Source organism: Providencia sp. PROV175, assembly GCF_032707045.1.
Lineage (GTDB): Bacteria > Pseudomonadota > Gammaproteobacteria > Enterobacterales > Enterobacteriaceae > Providencia > Providencia hangzhouensis.
Window position 1 is genome coordinate 2,225,872 of the sequence record NZ_CP120533.1, and the last position, 16,801, is coordinate 2,242,672.

Here is a 16,801-nt window from a genome sequence, read left to right on the forward strand (position 1 = left end):
TATCATCATACTGTTTATTCTTCAGAGAATGATGTTATATTGGTTATATCAAATAAACCAATTATAACTATTAGCTATATGTAATATTCTTTAGCTATAGATAGCAAATGCACATTATTCCTGTATGAGGTAGACTGAAATATGAAATTGCAGCAATTACGTTATATTGTTGAAGTGGTTAACCATGACTTGAATGTCTCCTCAACCGCTGAGGGGCTTTTTACGTCACAGCCCGGTATCAGTAAACAAGTGCGGATGCTTGAAGATGAGCTTGGGATCCAAATTTTTGCGCGTAGTGGTAAGCACTTAACGCATGTTACTCCCGCAGGGGAAGAAGTGGTACGGATCTCCCGAGAAGTGCTATCAAAAATAGAAGCGATCCGCTCGGTTGCTGGGGAGCATACTTATCCAGATAGAGGTAGCTTGAGTATTGCCACGACACATACACAAGCTCGTTATGCTTTGCCTCCGACAATCAAAGGTTTTATTGAGCGTTATCCACATGTTTCATTGCACATGCAGCAAGGATCACCAACGCAAATCGCTGAGGAAGTGTGCAAAGGTAACAGTGATTTTGCGATAGCAACCGAAGCATTGCACCTTTATAACGATTTGATTATGTTGCCATGCTACCATTGGAATCGCTGTGTGGTCGTGCAAAAAGACCATCCACTTGCAACGAAAAAAAATGTCACTATTGAAGATATCTCTGAATATCAAATTGTAACCTATACTCATGGGTTTACTGGCCGTTCAGAATTAGATGTGGCATTTCAGAAAATTGGTCTTGAGCCCAAAATTATTTTTACTGCAACCGATGCTGACGTGATTAAAACCTATGTTAGATTAGGGTTAGGGATCGGTATTATCGCGAGTATGGCCGTTGACCCTGTTAGTGATAGCGATTTAGTTGTGATTGATATGCGTGATAAGTTCAGCTATAGCACAACCAAGATTGGTTTTAAACGTACTAGTTTCTTGCGTAGTTATATGTATGATTTTATGTGGCGTTTCGCACCGCATCTAACCCGTGATGTGGTCGATAAAGCGGTTGCTATACGTAACAATGAAGAAATTGAAGAGTTTTTTAAAGATATGAAACTGCCTATCATTTAATTTCTTTATATTTTTGCCTTGTCATAATTTGTAAGTAGGAACCCTAGTGATCGTATTTCTAGGGTTTTTATTATTATTACCGAGTTGGTGTACTTAGTTTTTTCCTGACTTATTTCCCTTCTTATCTTAAATTTCCTATTATTAATAGAGAAAAATTCAATATTTGGCACAAAATCTATAAATCAAATTTCTAGAGCAACTATGATTACAATTGGTTAACAAAAAATAATGGTGGTAAATACAAATATTGCCATAGCCATAAAAACCAAGGAGGAGTTATGTCGTTGAGTCTAAAAACAACGAGTGCTTCGACACTCAATGTTGGAAACAAGCAGTATAATTACTTCAGTTTAGCGATTGCTGAAAAAAAGCTCGGTGAGGGGACTAAATTACCTAAGTCATTAAAAGTTTTACTCGAAAATCTATTACGTCATATTGATGGCACCTCAGTTGTCGAACAAGATTTACAAGCAATAATTGACTGGCAAAAAAACGCGCATGCAGATAGAGAAATTGCTTATCGCCCAGCGCGTGTTCTCATGCAAGACTTCACGGGTGTTCCTGCTGTTGTTGATCTTGCCGCTATGCGTGAAGCAGTTAAATCCCTTGGCGGCAATGTTGAGCAAGTAAACCCGTTGTCACCTGTTGATTTAGTGATTGACCACTCGGTGATGGTGGATGAGTTTGCAACCGAATCAGCATTTGGCGATAACGTTGAAATTGAAATGGCGCGTAACCATGAACGTTATTTATTTTTACGTTGGGGCCAAAAAGCATTTAATCGTTTTCAAGTAGTGCCGCCGGGTACCGGTATCTGTCACCAAGTTAATTTAGAATACCTTGGCAAGGCAGTATGGTATGAAGAAATTGACGGTAAATTATATGCCTATCCCGATACTTTAGTGGGTACGGACTCTCATACGACGATGATCAACGGGTTAGGTGTGTTAGGTTGGGGTGTCGGTGGTATTGAAGCTGAAGCCGCGATGTTAGGCCAACCGGTTTCAATGCTAATCCCTGACGTTGTTGGTTTTAAATTAACGGGTAAATTATCCGAAGGGATCACAGCAACTGACCTTGTGTTGACAGTGACACAAATGCTACGTCAACATGGTGTCGTGGGTAAGTTTGTTGAATTCTATGGTGACGGCTTGGCCGATTTACCATTAGCAGACCGCGCAACAATTGCGAATATGTCCCCTGAATATGGTGCAACTTGTGGCTTTTTCCCGGTTGATGAAGTAACACTGTCTTATATGCGTTTAACTGGGCGCAGTGATGATGAAATTGCGCTGGTGGAAGCTTATAGTAAAGAGCAGGGTTTATGGCGTTATGCGGGCGATGAACCGATTTTTACCAGTACACTTGAGTTAGACATGTCGACAGTCGAATCCAGTTTAGCCGGGCCTAAACGTCCACAAGACAGAGTCGAACTTAGCCAAGTACCAAAAGCATTTCGTGGCGCAGTCGAATTAGAAGTCAATAAGAAAATCCAATCGAGCTATCCTTCGGTTAAATATCAAAATAAAACCTTTGAATTAACCGATGGCGCGGTCGTTATTGCAGCAATTACCTCTTGTACAAACACGTCGAACCCAAGTGTATTAATGGCGGCGGGGCTATTAGCGAAAAAAGCCGTTGAAAAAGGGTTAGTTCGCCAACCGTGGGTTAAATCATCATTAGCACCGGGTTCTAAAGTGGTTACTGATTATCTTGCCGTTGCAGGTTTAACACCGTATTTAGATAAGCTTGGGTTTAACCTTGTCGGGTATGGATGCACAACCTGTATTGGTAACTCAGGGCCATTACCAGAACCAATAGAAGAAGCGATTAAACAAACGGATCTTACTGTTGGTGCCGTGCTGTCAGGAAACCGTAACTTTGAAGGGCGAATTCACCCACTGGTGAAAACTAACTGGTTAGCCTCTCCGCCGCTTGTTGTTGCCTATGCACTGGCGGGTAATATGAATATCAACTTGAAAACTGACCCTATCGGGGTTGATAAATCGGGTAATGATGTTTATTTGAAAGATATTTGGCCATCAAGTGCTGAAATTGCGCAAGCTGTACAGCAAGTTAAAACAGATATGTTCCGTAAGGAATATAACGCGGTCTTTGAAGGTGATGACGCTTGGAGAGCATTAAAAGTTGAAAGCTCTTCAACTTATCACTGGCAAGCAGACTCGACCTATATCCGCCATCCACCTTTCTTTGAAGGAATGCAATCTCAGCCAGTACCTGTTAAAGATATTCATGGCGCAAATATTTTAGCGATCCTCGGTGACTCGGTCACCACTGACCATATTTCTCCTGCAGGGAATATCAAAAAAGAGAGTCCAGCGGGGCGTTATCTGCAAGAACACGGCGTTGCTGTTGCAGATTTCAACTCTTATGGTTCGCGTCGTGGTAACCATGAAGTGATGATGCGAGGAACATTTGCAAATATTCGTATTCGCAATGAAATGGTGCCAGGTGTAGAGGGGGGATATACCTTACATATACCGACAGGCAAACAAATGGCGATTTATGATGCAGCGATGCTGTATCAACAAGAAAATCGCCCATTGGCTATCATTGCGGGTAAAGAATATGGTTCAGGTTCTAGCCGAGATTGGGCAGCTAAAGGCACGAATTTATTAGGTGTGAGAGTTGTCATTACTGAATCATACGAGCGTATCCACCGTTCTAATTTGATTGGCATGGGGGTTATACCTTTAGAATTTAAAGATGGGGTATCTCGTAAAACTCTCAGGTTAAAAGGTGATGAACGCATTGATGTCACAGGGCTTCAGTCAATTACCCCAGGGCAGGATATCACAGTGAAAATCACTTATGGTAATGGGGATATAAAAGAAGTTATAACTCGTTGTCGTATTGATACCGCAACGGAGATGGATTATTACCGTCATGGTGGTATTTTGCATTATGTAATAAGACAGATGCTACATTAATCATTAAATTATGGCACTTCAACGCCTGTAAGATTGTATCCTACGGGCGTTTTTATTTTTTAATATTTAATCTTATTTATCAATCTTGTTTTTTCTCAATATTTTTGATGGCAATCTACGTTATGGTGTTAAATAGACGGTAAATTAAAGGAGAAAATAGTCGCAACTAGGCTAAATGAAAATAGGGTGAAGTTCGCCATAAATAAGTTTCTTTGTGCAAAATAATTGAATGTAATAGCTTCAACATGGGGCACCATGTGACTAGCTTATCGAAAACACTATTAAGGAAATGAGTATGGCAGATATCAATGAAACCGATTTCTATAAAGGGGCATTGTGGGCAGCAGATATCTTATTAACCACATCCCATTTTGATGGTGCGAACGAAGAGGTTCGTGACATTTTGGAGCACATACCTAACTTATATTCTATTGTGATGAGAACACCTGAAACGGAAGTCCATGATTTGCGTTTATATGCAGACAAAGAATTTCCACTCGGCTTAAATGCAGATTATACCGCCATTACCATTGCGCCATTACAAGACTACTTTGATATTCTGCCGATGCCCGATCAAAACCCTGAAAGTATTACGGTTGAAGTTGATTACTGGGGAGTGGTTGCAACGACATCTGCGGGTAAACAAGATTTATTGATTGCTGGTTTAGCAACGGCAGAGCAAGCACAGCATTATGCGCAAACACTAACTCAACAGCTTGAATTGCAAAGAGCAAAATAGCCATTTGGTTGTTAATTGGTCGATTTAAGTATTATTATTCAACAAAAATGACAAAAACCCGCGATACTGTAATTTTATACAGTGGTGCGGGTTTCTTTAACTGAATGAGATTATAACGCGTTGGCTTCGGCTAATTGTAAAGCGAAATAAGTGAAAATAAGATCAGCACCTGCGCGTTTGATTGACCCCAGTGTTTCAAGAGCCACACGAGTTTCATCAATTGCACCCGCTTGAGCAGCAAATTTAATTTGTGCATATTCGCCACTGACTTGATAAGCACCGATAGGTAATTGGGTATGCTCACGTAAATCACGAATAATATCCAAATAAGCCCCAGCAGGTTTAATCATTAGCGCGTCAGCACCTTCACGTTCATCAATTAGTGATTCATGTAGTGCTTCACGGCGGTTCATTGGGTTCATCTGATACGTTTTTCTATCCCCTTTAAGGCATGAACCCGCTGCATCTCGGAATGGGCCATACAGTGCTGAAGCAAATTTTGTGGAGTAAGACATAATGGCGGTGTCTGTAAAACCAGCTTCATCAAGTGCATGACGAATTGCGGCAACTTGGCCATCCATTGCCGCAGAAGGGGCAATAAAATCAGCACCTGCACGTGCAGCGGCAACCGCTTGTAAACCTAGGTTATGGATGGTTGCATCGTTATCAACGATATGGCCGTGAATGACACCACAGTGACCATGGGAAGTGTATTCACAAAAACAGGTGTCAGACATCACTATCATTTCAGGGACGGTTTCTTTACAGATACGTGACATACGTGCCACTAAACCATTTTCTTGCCATGCATCACTACCATTATCATCAAGATGATGGGAAACCCCAAAGGTCATCACTGATTTTATTCCTGCATTTGCGATACGCTCAATTTCATAAGCAAGGCGTTTTTCAGGAATACGCATAACACCCGGCATGCTGTTGATTGGCATATAATCGTCGAGTTCTTCTTCAACAAAAATTGGCAAGCAAAGGTCATTAATAGAAAGGTGAGTTTCTTGGAATAAAGTACGGAGTTTTTCAGTTTTACGCAATCTTCTCATGCGTTGAATGGAATGCAGGTTGTTCACAGTATCTCCTGGTAGTATGCGGAATAAACCTCAAAAACTCAGTTTATTCGTCAGGGTAATCAGATGGCTAACAGTATAAACCTTATGGAAAGAAAGTGAATATAGCCGTGGATAAATGGCACACTTTGAATGGTGATAATGAAATAGGAAAAATAAAGGGAAGAGCAGAACACTCTTCCTTTGCTGAGGTCATTGGTGCTTAAATAGCATATGGCCCATTTTTTCTGCTTTAACGTCAAGATAATGTTCATTACTTGGGTTGCGGCCAACGATCAACGGAACACGTTCTACCACGTTAATTCCAGCTTCACGCATGATATCGATTTTTTTCGGGTTATTCGTCAATAAGCGGACTTCATTTATCCCCAATAACTTATACATATCAGAGCATAAGGTAAAATCACGCTCATCCGCTTTAAAGCCTAACTTAATGTTAGCTTCAACCGTATCTAAGCCTTGATCTTGCAATGCATAAGCTCGGATTTTATTCAGCAAGCCAATATTTCGGCCTTCTTGACGATGGTAAAGTAATACCCCTCGGCCTTCTTTACTAATCTGAGAGAGTGCGGCTTCTAATTGAAAACCACAATCGCAACGTAGACTAAATAACGCATCTCCTGTTAAACATTCGGAGTGGATCCGGCTGAGTACCGGTTCACTTCCTGAGATATCGCCAAAAATTAACGCTACATGATCACGACCGGTTGCGATTTCTTCAAAACCCACCATCAAAAATTCACCAAAAGGTGTAGGAAGTTTTGCTTCGGCAACGCGTTTTAGCTGCATATTTTCTTTCATTAGTTAAAGTAACTCTTGCTTAATTAATAACGTTTATCGATATAAAGTAGCTTAACTATAATACATCGATGCTATATGACGTTTAGCATATAGAGGTTGGTATTCTTTGCACACGACCAACGCTGTATTACTATAACAGAGTTAATAATAGGTGAATGGAATATTTGTATATTTAATAGAACTTTATTTGGAACACGTTGAATGAAAAAAACTGTTTTGGTCGTTTGTACTTTTGCATTGTTATTAATTATGCCTCCCATGGTGATGATAGTTACAGGGTGGCATTGGTCACCAGAAACCCAGTTTAACTCAATGAAATGGATACTCTGGCTGACAGACACTGCGGGAGCACCTTATAGTATTTTAACGTCTCTGTTATTTCTTAGCGCAGTTGCATTTATTTTTCGTTCAGAAAAAAAACAGCGACTGAAAATATTGCTTGTTCTTGTTGGTATTGTATTACTGCAGCAAGGTTTGAAGACGGCATTAAAAAGTACGTTTAAAGAGCCTCGCCCTTATGTGGAATGGCTGGCAACCGAATATCAAATTCCTTCATCAGACTTTTATGCGTTAAAACGTAGTGAACGAGCAAAATTAATTAAAGACACCGTCAAACAAGATGAATATATAGCGAAATGGCAGCGTAAACACTGGCAAGCAGAAACCGGATATTCTTTTCCTTCTGGTCATATGTTATTTGCGGCTGGCTGGGCATTGTTTTTAATTGCGCTTTTTTGGCAACAACGTTTATACGTTTTATCGATAGGGCTCGCTATTTGGGCTGAGGGTATTGCATTTAGTCGTATGTTGTTGGGCATGCATTGGCCTATTGATATAATTACTTCAGTGATCATCAGTGCGTGTTTTGCCTTATTTGGTTATTATATTTTGCGAGCATGGGGAATACTGAGTAAAACCGATTAATCTTTCATCAAGTTAACCATTATTAGGGGAGATCTGACTTAAATCTCTCATTGTATAAAATAAATTGCTTTGTCTGAATGCGTTGGAAATGCTACCTTAACAGGTAGATATTATTGGATGAATAGAACTGATAACGGGAATAAATGTGAAATATTTTCTGATTTTATTACTAGCGGTCGCTTTTTTTATTATTTCGATTACGCTAGGTTCAAGCAATGATCAGGTTATTACATTTAACTACCTGATTGCAAAAGGGGATTTTTCATTATCGACCCTTCTTGCATCACTTTTTGGTGTCGGTTTTGTGCTAGGTTGGCTAGTTTGTGCTGTGTTTTATTTACGAGTCATTGTTAGCCTGAAAAACGCACGTCGTAAAATTAGACGTTTAGAATCACAATTAGGTGCTGGAGAAAGTCATATTTCCGATTCAACCTCATTAGTGACGACTCAGAACAAGGAATAATCCTGTATGTTCGAGTTGCTGTTTCTGCTGCTACCAGTTGCTGCTGCTTACGGTTGGTACATGGGGCGCAGAAGTGCTCAACAAGATAAGCAACAACATGCGAATCGCTTGTCACGTGATTATGTGACAGGCGTTAACTTCCTATTGTCTAATCAACAAGATAAAGCTGTCGATTTATTCCTCGATATGCTAAAAAATGAAGATAGCTCTGCTTTTGAAGCACACCTCACGTTGGGAAATTTATTCCGTTCTCGTGGTGAAGTTGAACGCGCCATTCGTATTCACCAGTCGCTGGTGGAAAGTGCCGCTTTATCATTTGAACAACGCTTATTAGCAACTCAACAACTCGGTCGAGATTACATGGCTGCTGGGGTTTATGACCGAGCAGAAAACATGTTTCAACAATTGACGGATGAAGTCGATTTCAAACAAAGTGCCTTACAATCCCTGTTAAATATTTATCAATTAACCAGTGATTGGACAAAAGCTATTGAAACGGCAGGTAAACTGGTTAAATTAGGGCATACAGAGCTACGTGAGCAAGTTGCACACTTTTATTGTGAATTAGCGACTCAACAACTTGCTAGCGATGATCTCGAAGATGCACTGACCTTTTTAAATAAGGCAGAGCAAGCCGACAACCACTGCGCTCGGGTCTCAATTATGAAAGGGCGCTTGTTCATCGAACAAGGTAATTACGACAAAGCAATTCATGTCCTAAAACAAGTCTATGAGCAAGATAGAGAGCTCGTCGCTGAAACGCTACCTTTGCTGTTTGATTGCTACCAACATACTGGCCAAGCCGATGAGTGGGAAGATTACCTACGTCAGTGTGTTGCGGGTAACTCAGGGGCTATTGCAGAGCTTTATTTAGCGGATATTATTGTTGAAAAGCAAAATCACGAAGCCGCTGCAAATTATATTAATGACCAAATTCAACGTCATCCTACCATGCGTTTATTTTATCGTTTAATGGATTACCATCTTGAAGAAGCTGAAGATGGAAGGGCAAAAGAAAGTTTGATTTTGCTACGAAAAATGGTAGGGGAGCAAATTCGTACCAAACCCGATTATCGTTGCCATAAATGTGGGTTTACATCACGTGCATTATATTGGCATTGCCCATCTTGTCGCTCGTGGGACACGATTAAACCTATTCGTGGGCTAGATGGGCAGTGACAGCGTCACTTTTTAAATAATAACGACTCTTTAAAGGCTAAGAAATGATTTCCTCAACTGAGAACCACACACATTCACCAATTATTGTGGCACTTGACTATGAAAATGCTAATGAGGCTTTGGCTTTTGTGGATCGCATTGACCCACGTGATTGTCGCTTAAAAGTAGGCAAAGAAATGTTTACTTTTAATGGTCCTCAATTTGTTAAGTCACTCCATGATCGTGGTTTTGATGTTTTCTTAGATTTGAAGTTTCATGATATTCCAAATACTGTTGCTCGAGCGGTTGCAGCTGCGGCTGAAATGGGGGTATGGATGGTTAATGTTCATGCAAGTGGTGGTGCTCGTATGATGGAGGCGGCACGCCAATCTCTTGAGCCTTATGGTAAAGAGGCGCCATTACTCACAGCAGTAACCGTATTAACGAGTATGGATGAATCTGACCTCATTGGTGTTGGGATTAACCTGTCACCAGCTGCTCATGCAGAGCGTTTGGCCTTATTAACCAAACAATGCGGGCTAGATGGTGTTGTTTGCTCTGCTCATGAAGCCCAACGTTTAAAACAAATTTGTGGTGCCGATTTCAAATTAGTTACCCCAGGTATTCGCCCAACGGGAAGTGATGTTGGGGACCAACGCCGCATTATGACACCACAAGATGCAGTGAAGGCGGGTGTGGATTATATGGTGATTGGTCGTCCGATTACGCGTAGTGAAAACCCAACTGCCACATTACAACAAATCAATCAGTCTATTGAAGGTTTGCTATGAATGATTCAAATAGTCGTCTTGTTTACAGTACAGAAACAGGGCGTATTGCTGAAGATAAACCCAAAATTGAAAGGCCTAAAGGTGATGGTATTGTGCGGATCCGCCGTGAGACATCAGGCCGTAAAGGAAAAGGGGTTTGTGTTGTAACTGGTCTTGATCTTGAAGACAGCGAATTAGCTAAATTAGCGGCTGATCTTAAAAAGAAGTGTGGCTGTGGCGGAGCTGTCAAAGACGGTAACGTTGAAATTCAAGGCGATAAACGTGATGTTATCAAACAGTACCTTGAGGCGAAAGGTTTTCAAGTTAAGTTAGCTGGTGGCTGATAGGTTCGAAAATTTTACTGTTTGTCATGAGTGGCTACTTAGAAAGCCACTCATTTTATAACGAAGAAGTGGTTAAATTGCTGCTAACTCAGCAAATAAAGCTGGGTTACGTTTAATGGCGATGAGTATTTTAGCTGCTAGCCCTGTTGGGTTTCGTCGTTTAAGTTCCCAACTTTTAATTGTATCGAGGCTAGTTCCTAGTGCATGAGCTAATTCGCTTTGGGAAACATTCAGTTGCTCTCGAATAGCTTTGACATCAGTAATTTCGTAACGAGTAACATTAGCGGCTTTTTGATGGCCTTGTTTTATTTCAACAGCTTCTTCTAAAGAGGCTTTTAATTCGTTGAATATACTCATTTTATACCTCATTTTTTAGTAATTTCGTTAGTTTCTTTAATTCTGCTTTTTCTAAGTCATTTAGCGTATCTTTGACATTTTTTGGATAATCCATTATAAAATAAATAATTTCTGCTGTAGCTAGGAAATAAATAACTCGTACACTTGCACTTTTTCCTTTATTACCAGTTGCCATCCTAATTTTACGAAGCCCACCTGTTCCTTGGATGATATCGCCTTTATCTGGCCATGCGATAAGTTCATTTTGTAATATCCTAAGTTCTTCTTGTGTGGCGATAGATTGGATTTGTTTGGTAAAAAAGCTGGTTTCAATAAATTCAATTGCGTGACTCACAGGGTTCCCTCCCTTTGTATTAATTGCAAGTGTACTTTGTACACTTTTTACCGTCAATAGTTTAATAGATTATCGGATATAAAAAATAAAATAGCGTTCATACTGAACGCTATTTTAGATTAAGGAGAGCGACTAAAGGATATTATGAGATTTATTTGCCTACTTGGTGTCCAATAATTCCGCCAATAGCCGCACCACCTACGGTTCCTATGGAACTTCCGCCTGTCAATACAGCGCCACCAACAGCTCCTACACCGGCACCAATCGCTGTGTTTTTATCGCGTTTAGACATATTTGAACAGGCACTGACGCTGATAGCGACAGTAGCTATCACCATGAATGATAAAATACGTTTGCTTACTGTGTTCATTTTAATGACCCTTAATACAGATTTAACAGTTAACAAAATATCATGATAGGTAAATTTACGAATAAGAATAATCAGGAAAAAATATGGAAAAGTGTTTGCAGTTTAACGTTTAATGCGAATTTTAGGTTGTAAAAAAGTAGATAGAAAAATAAAAGACCATAGGTTTCAAACTATGGTCTTTAAAGAGTAGCAGAAAAGCTGTTATTCGGCTGGTCTAGCGACGATATTACGTGTTTCCATACGAACTTCATTAATGGTGACATTGATAATATCGTTAAGTTGGTAAGCTATTTCACCTTTAACAAGTACATTACCTGTTTCTTGGCTACATTGGATCTCATCACGAACACTATGAATAAAAGGCGCAGGAACAAAAGCTACAGCACCATTATCTACCAAACGGACTCTTACGCCACCGCGAGTGATATCAATAATTTCAGCTGGGAATTTGGTATCCGTACCTTCAAAAGGTTTTAAGTAACGAGAATAGAGCCAATCACCCACATCACGTTCAGCCATGCGGTTTGCACGACGACGTTCGGCTAACTTGATTGATAATTCTTCGGATGGCTTATTCGTTGAAGGTTTACCAGCAATAATAGATTTGATTAAACGGTGGTTGACGATATCGGTATATTTACGAATTGGTGAAGTCCAAGTCGCATAAGCTTCAAACCCTAAACCAAAATGCGGGCCGGGCTCAGCTTTGACTTCTGCGAAAGTTTGGTAACGGCGAATGCGGCTATCGAGGAATTGGGTCGGCTGTGCATCTAGTTGACGGCGTAGTTGGCGGAAGCCTTCTAGTGATAATAATGATTCAGCCGTTGTTTCAATGCCATTATCTTTAAGCGTTTGCACGACTTGGTCAATTTGTAGGGGTTCAAAGCCCATATGCACATTAAATACGCCAAATCCTAATTTTTCTTTCAGTACTGCGGCAGCACAGAGGTTAGAGGTGATCATGGCTTCTTCAACAATGCGATTAGAGCTGCGGCGACGTTCAGTCACGATATCAACCACAATTCCTTTGTCATCTAATACAAAGCGGTAATCAGGGCGATCTTTGAACACGAGTGCATTGTTTTCGCGCCATAGTAAACGCCTATCTGCCATTTCTTTAAGCAGCAAAATTTGTTGTTTGTCAGTGTCATTTTCTGGCTGCCAACTGCCTGTATTTTCAAGCCAATCAGAGACTTCGTCATAAACTAATTTAGATTTTGATTCGACCCAAGCGCTGAAAAACTCAATATTATCGTCAATGCGACCATCTTCTTTGATGAGTGCAATGCAGACTAAAGCAGGGCGACGTTCATTTGGGCGCAAAGAGCACAGGTCGTCAGATAATTTGCGCGGTAGCATTGGAATATTAAAACCCGGTAAATAGTTGGTGTAGCCACGGGCTAAAGCCAGTTTATCGAGTTCGCTACCTTCTGGTATATAGCTTGTTGGGTCAGCAATAGCGATATACAGTTTTAAGTCACCATTATCGGTTTTTTCAACATAGAGTGCGTCATCTATATCTTCAGTACTTGCATTGTCTATGGTCGTAAAGTGCAAGTGAGTTAAATCAACTCGTTCAATACCTTGGTCATCACGTTCGCTATCAACCATTTGCGGTTCATTACGGTCTAATTGGTGACGGCGTAACGTTACCCACCATGGTGCAAAATGGTCATCTCCGTCAGTGATAAACTCAGTAATTTCAGCGTAGAAGGTTTTATCGCCTTTTAATGGATGGCGTCGCATTTGTGCAACAACCCAATCATCTTGCTTAAACTCATGAGTAATGCCATTGATAGGACGGCAAGAAATCATATCCTTCAGTAATGGGTGATCGGGAATGACAAATAAACGGTTATCATTTTCTTTCTTTTGTATTTTCCCAACAAACCTATCTAAAAAAGGTTCTACCAGTTCTTCTGGTTCTGCAAATTCACGGTCTTTATCGGTATGAACCGCAGCAATAACACGATCACCATGCATGACCTTTTTCATTTGAGGAGGCGGAATGAAATAGCTTTTTTGGCCATCAACTTCGAGGAAGCCAAAGCCTTTTTCTGTACTTTTTACCAGCCCTTCGACGCGTGGGGTTTGGGCATGTAGTTTTTGTTTAAGCTGTGCGAGCAGTGGGTTGTCTTGGAACATACTTACCGTTTAATTAATATTGGGTTTGGCTCTATTGTTACGTAAGACAAAGTCTTAGAGCAAGGAAAAAATGCGTTACCGGCTAGATTCATGATTAAAAGTATCGTTTATCTATAACCTATTCAAAATAGTATCTTGGTCAATCTTCTGGATATATTTTATCTTTAAATTCGCATAAATCTTCGATAATACAAGAGCCACAGCGGGGTTTGCGGGCAATACAAGTATAACGTCCATGCAAAATAAACCAATGGTGACAATCTACTTTAAACTCTGCAGGTACAACTTTAAGGAGTTTGTCTTCAACTTCAACGACATTCTTACCAGGAGCAAAGTTAGTACGATTGCAGACACGGAAAATATGCGTGTCAACGGCGATAGTCGGCCAGCCAAATGCGGTATTAAGAACCACATTTGCCGTTTTGCGGCCAACACCCGGTAAAGCTTCTAAAGCCTCTCGGTTTTCAGGGACTTGGCTGTTGTGCTTTTCGATTAAAATTTGACAGGTTTTATAGACGCTTTCAGCTTTGGTATTAAATAAGCCAATGGTTTTAATGTACTCTTTTATTCCATCCACACCGAGTGCCATAATAGCTTCAGGCGTATTAGCTACAGGATATAGCTTTGCTGTCGCTTTATTGACACTCACGTCAGTAGCTTGAGCTGATAATAAAACGGCGATTAATAGCTCAAAAGGGGAGTTAAATTCTAACTCCGTTGTAGGGTGTGGGTTGTTATCCCGTAGACGAGTTAGAATTTCAATGCGTTTTGATTTATTCATTGCTCACAAAATATCGTTGTTAAGAAATATGGCTGCCGCAACCTTGCTGTTTTTCATATTCACGTTCTGGTTGAATACCAGATTGTCGTGCGGCTCTTTTTTTCATTTTTTCATCAATTAAGTATTTCGCAGCTAATAGTAGTGCTAGGCCAATGAAGGCACCAGGCGGTAGCATAGCGAGTAAAAATGGGGAATCAAGGTGTAACACTTCAATACGAAGGGAGGTAGCCCAAGAACCGAGTAACAAGTCAGCGCCATCAAATAAGGTCCCATTCCCTAAAACTTCACGAATTGCTCCTAGAACAAGCAAGGTCGCGGTTGCACCTAAGCCCATAGCAAACCCATCAAGGGCAGATAGCCCAACAGGATTACGAGATGCATAGGCTTCTGCGCGTCCAATCACAATGCAGTTGGTAACGATTAACGGAATAAAGATCCCGAGAGATTCATATAAACCAAAAGCATATGCGTTGATTAACATTTGTACCGCGCTAACAACAGAAGCAATAATCATCACATAAATAGGGATGCGAATTTCTGATGGCACCCAACGACGTAAAGCAGAAACGGCAACATTAGTACAAACTAAGACTAATGTGGTCGCTAAGCCTAGTCCTAATGCATTGGTTGCTGTTGATGACACAGCGAGCAGCGGACAAAGCCCTAATAATTGAACTAATGCAGAGTTGTTTTTCCACAAACCTTGCATTAATAAGTCTTTAGATGAATCGCTCATTATTCGTCCCCACAGCGTGGATAATTCGATAATTGTTGTGGAATTTGTTGCATAAATACCGCAGTACGTTTAGTGGCATTGACGACTGCTCTGGGTGTAATTGTTGCCCCAGTAAACTGATCAAATTCACCTCCATCTTTTTTAACTGCCCATTTAGGGTCATTATCAGAGGCTATTTTTTTACCACTAAAATAAGTAATCCAATCAGATATTCGTGTCTCAATTTTGTCACCAAGCCCAGGTGTTTCATGATGTTCTGTAACACGAGTTCCCAGTACTGTACCGTGAAAATCTGTACCGACTAATAAATGTATAGCGCCTGAGTAGCCGTCTAATGCTGTTGTTTCCAAGGCAGCAGCAACAGGTTCGCCATTTTTACGGGCTAGATACAAGCGCCTAGGTTGTTTATTACCCAGTATGGCCTCATTAGTGACTAAATAACACTCTTTTGCGAGGTCGTTATCGTATAAATCACTTGGTATCACTTGGTCGAGTAGTTTTTTCTGAACAATAGCAGCTTGCTCAGCAATAGTCTCTTTCGTTAACGTGTACACAGCAGCACTAAGCGCAGTGGTTCCTGCTGCAAAGATGGCTAACGTTACCCCATGGCGTCTCATCGTGTTCAACATACGGTTATCCTTACTTATGTCCATGACCGTACGCACGAGGCTGCGTATAGTAATCAATTAATGGAACAGTAATATTGGCGAGTAACACGGCAAAAGCAACAGCGTCAGGGTAACCACCGTATACACGGATCACCCAAACAAGAAAACCGATAATCACACCAAAAATAATCCGTCCCTTAGGCGTTGTCGATGCGGTGACAGGGTCAGTGGCAATAAAAAATGCCCCTAGCATAGTGGCACCAGACAATAAATGAACCCATGGCGACGCATGTTGGCTATCATCAATTAAATAACTAACAATAGATAAAACTGCCAATGTACCTAAGAACGAAACCGGAATATGCCAGCTAATAATACGGCGCTGTAATAAGAACAAACCACCCACTAAATAGCCAATATTCACCCATTGCCAACCAATTCCCGCTAAGGAACCTTGTAAAATAGGTTGCTGTAATACTTCAGAAATAGAATGAGTCAGTAGGCCCGTTTTAAAGCTATCAAGCGGAGTCGCTTGGCTCATGCCATCAATGCCTGTACGTAATTGCTCGAGGGTAATACCTGTTGGAGTATGGCCATTGAGAATAATAGATAGGCTATCAAGTGCAGAAATCGACATATTTTGTAATTCATGCGGAGGTAGCCAGTTTGTCATGTGAACAGGGAATGATATTAGCAAAACGACATAACCCACCATCGCAGGGTTAAAAGGGTTTTGCCCCAATCCACCATAACATTGCTTAGCAATCGTAATAGCAAAAAATGTCCCTAATACGATCATCCACCAAGGTGAGAGCGGAGGTAGGCTGATAGCTAATAATAATGCGGTCACAATGGCGGAATTATCTTTTAGTACAGGAACCACAGGTTGTTGGCGTAAACGAATAGAAACTGCTTCTGTGATAACCGCTGTTAGCACCGCTAAAATAATTTGGTATAAGGTGCCAACGCCAAAGAAATAAACTTGAGCAGCAATACCCGGTATTGCTGCTAAAAGTACCCAAAGCATCACTAAACTGGTGCTTTGATTGTTATGAGTAAATGGTGCGCTAGCAATTTTTAAACGGCGATTTTTCGCATCAATTGGCCTAAATTTCATCT

The 16,801-nt window shown here is 40.7% G+C and carries 18 protein-coding genes; 8 read left to right on the forward strand and 10 right to left on the reverse strand.

Annotated elements, in window-relative coordinates; all coding sequences use genetic code 11:
* Nucleotides 1-141 precede the first annotated feature (141 nt).
* The 3 genes from cysB (at nucleotide 142) to P3L44_RS09785 (ending at nucleotide 4,806) form a co-directional block, all read left to right on the forward strand.
* Nucleotides 142-1,116, forward strand: a complete 975-nt coding sequence (gene cysB, locus P3L44_RS09775) for an HTH-type transcriptional regulator CysB (protein ID WP_004254202.1) — start codon at nucleotides 142-144, stop codon at nucleotides 1,114-1,116.
* 278 nt (nucleotides 1,117-1,394) lie between these two features.
* The gene (gene acnA, locus P3L44_RS09780; RefSeq protein ID WP_272661940.1) at nucleotides 1,395-4,067 is read left to right on the forward strand and encodes an aconitate hydratase AcnA; all 2,673 of its coding nucleotides are present in this window, start codon (nucleotides 1,395-1,397) and stop codon (nucleotides 4,065-4,067) included.
* 295 nt (nucleotides 4,068-4,362) lie between these two features.
* Nucleotides 4,363-4,806, forward strand: coding sequence for a hypothetical protein (locus tag P3L44_RS09785; protein WP_036957705.1), 444 nt, complete (start codon nucleotides 4,363-4,365; stop codon nucleotides 4,804-4,806).
* Nucleotides 4,807-4,916: 110 nt separating this feature from the next.
* Here P3L44_RS09785 and hemB read toward each other — a convergent pair whose 3' ends face one another.
* Both hemB and ribA read right to left on the reverse strand, forming a co-directional pair.
* Nucleotides 4,917-5,894 carry a porphobilinogen synthase gene (hemB, locus tag P3L44_RS09790; protein WP_140172195.1) on the reverse strand — a complete coding sequence of 326 codons (978 nt, stop codon included), beginning with the start codon at nucleotides 5,892-5,894 and terminating at the stop codon, nucleotides 4,917-4,919.
* Nucleotides 5,895-6,083: 189 nt separating this feature from the next.
* Nucleotides 6,084-6,680 (reverse strand): GTP cyclohydrolase II, encoded by a 597-nt coding sequence (ribA, locus tag P3L44_RS09795; protein WP_094960627.1) that lies wholly within the window; start codon nucleotides 6,678-6,680, stop codon nucleotides 6,084-6,086.
* Nucleotides 6,681-6,893: 213 nt separating this feature from the next.
* Between ribA and P3L44_RS09800 the strand changes: the two genes are divergently transcribed.
* The 5 genes from P3L44_RS09800 to yciH all read left to right on the forward strand — a co-directional run bounded on the left by P3L44_RS09800 (nucleotide 6,894) and on the right by yciH (nucleotide 10,351).
* On the forward strand, nucleotides 6,894-7,616 hold the full coding sequence (locus P3L44_RS09800; RefSeq protein ID WP_272661942.1) for a phosphatase PAP2 family protein: 723 nt from the start codon (nucleotides 6,894-6,896) through the stop codon (nucleotides 7,614-7,616).
* 145 nt (nucleotides 7,617-7,761) lie between these two features.
* Nucleotides 7,762-8,079, forward strand: a complete 318-nt coding sequence (locus P3L44_RS09805; protein ID WP_004254219.1) for a LapA family protein — start codon at nucleotides 7,762-7,764, stop codon at nucleotides 8,077-8,079.
* Between the two features lie 6 nt (nucleotides 8,080-8,085).
* A complete protein-coding gene (gene lapB / locus P3L44_RS09810; RefSeq protein WP_140172194.1) occupies nucleotides 8,086-9,258 on the forward strand; it encodes a lipopolysaccharide assembly protein LapB in 1,173 nt (390 codons plus the stop codon).
* Nucleotides 9,259-9,302: 44 nt separating this feature from the next.
* Nucleotides 9,303-10,028 carry an orotidine-5'-phosphate decarboxylase gene (gene pyrF, locus P3L44_RS09815; RefSeq protein WP_112307124.1) on the forward strand — a complete coding sequence of 242 codons (726 nt, stop codon included), beginning with the start codon at nucleotides 9,303-9,305 and terminating at the stop codon, nucleotides 10,026-10,028.
* Nucleotides 10,025-10,351, forward strand: coding sequence for a stress response translation initiation inhibitor YciH (gene yciH, locus P3L44_RS09820; protein ID WP_110591748.1), 327 nt, complete (start codon nucleotides 10,025-10,027; stop codon nucleotides 10,349-10,351). The genes pyrF and yciH overlap by 4 nt, the downstream gene beginning before the upstream one ends.
* Nucleotides 10,352-10,423: 72 nt before the next feature.
* Here yciH and nadS read toward each other — a convergent pair whose 3' ends face one another.
* The 8 genes from nadS to rsxD form a co-directional block, all read right to left on the reverse strand.
* Nucleotides 10,424-10,708, reverse strand: coding sequence for a NadS family protein (nadS, locus tag P3L44_RS09825; protein WP_096863771.1), 285 nt, complete (start codon nucleotides 10,706-10,708; stop codon nucleotides 10,424-10,426).
* 1 nt (nucleotide 10,709) lies between these two features.
* Nucleotides 10,710-11,042 carry a type II toxin-antitoxin system RelE/ParE family toxin gene (locus P3L44_RS09830; RefSeq protein WP_272661944.1) on the reverse strand — a complete coding sequence of 111 codons (333 nt, stop codon included), beginning with the start codon at nucleotides 11,040-11,042 and terminating at the stop codon, nucleotides 10,710-10,712.
* Nucleotides 11,043-11,193: 151 nt separating this feature from the next.
* On the reverse strand, nucleotides 11,194-11,412 hold the full coding sequence (gene osmB / locus P3L44_RS09835; protein WP_036957717.1) for an osmotically-inducible lipoprotein OsmB: 219 nt from the start codon (nucleotides 11,410-11,412) through the stop codon (nucleotides 11,194-11,196).
* 201 nt (nucleotides 11,413-11,613) lie between these two features.
* Nucleotides 11,614-13,557, reverse strand: a complete 1,944-nt coding sequence (locus P3L44_RS09840) for an exoribonuclease II (RefSeq protein ID WP_094960544.1) — start codon at nucleotides 13,555-13,557, stop codon at nucleotides 11,614-11,616.
* A 139-nt stretch (nucleotides 13,558-13,696) separates the two neighbouring features.
* Nucleotides 13,697-14,338 (reverse strand): endonuclease III, encoded by a 642-nt coding sequence (gene nth / locus P3L44_RS09845; RefSeq protein WP_004254236.1) that lies wholly within the window; start codon nucleotides 14,336-14,338, stop codon nucleotides 13,697-13,699.
* A gap of 19 nt (nucleotides 14,339-14,357) precedes the next feature.
* The gene (locus tag P3L44_RS09850) at nucleotides 14,358-15,074 is read right to left on the reverse strand and encodes an electron transport complex subunit E (protein ID WP_140172192.1); all 717 of its coding nucleotides are present in this window, start codon (nucleotides 15,072-15,074) and stop codon (nucleotides 14,358-14,360) included.
* Entirely contained in the window at nucleotides 15,074-15,703 is a 630-nt protein-coding gene (rsxG, locus tag P3L44_RS09855) for an electron transport complex subunit RsxG (protein WP_140172191.1), read from the reverse strand. Before rsxG ends, P3L44_RS09850 begins: the two co-directional genes overlap by 1 nt.
* A 10-nt stretch (nucleotides 15,704-15,713) precedes the next feature.
* Nucleotides 15,714-16,799 carry an electron transport complex subunit RsxD gene (gene rsxD / locus P3L44_RS09860; protein WP_140172190.1) on the reverse strand — a complete coding sequence of 362 codons (1,086 nt, stop codon included), beginning with the start codon at nucleotides 16,797-16,799 and terminating at the stop codon, nucleotides 15,714-15,716.
* Between the last annotated feature and the right edge of the window lie 2 nt (nucleotides 16,800-16,801).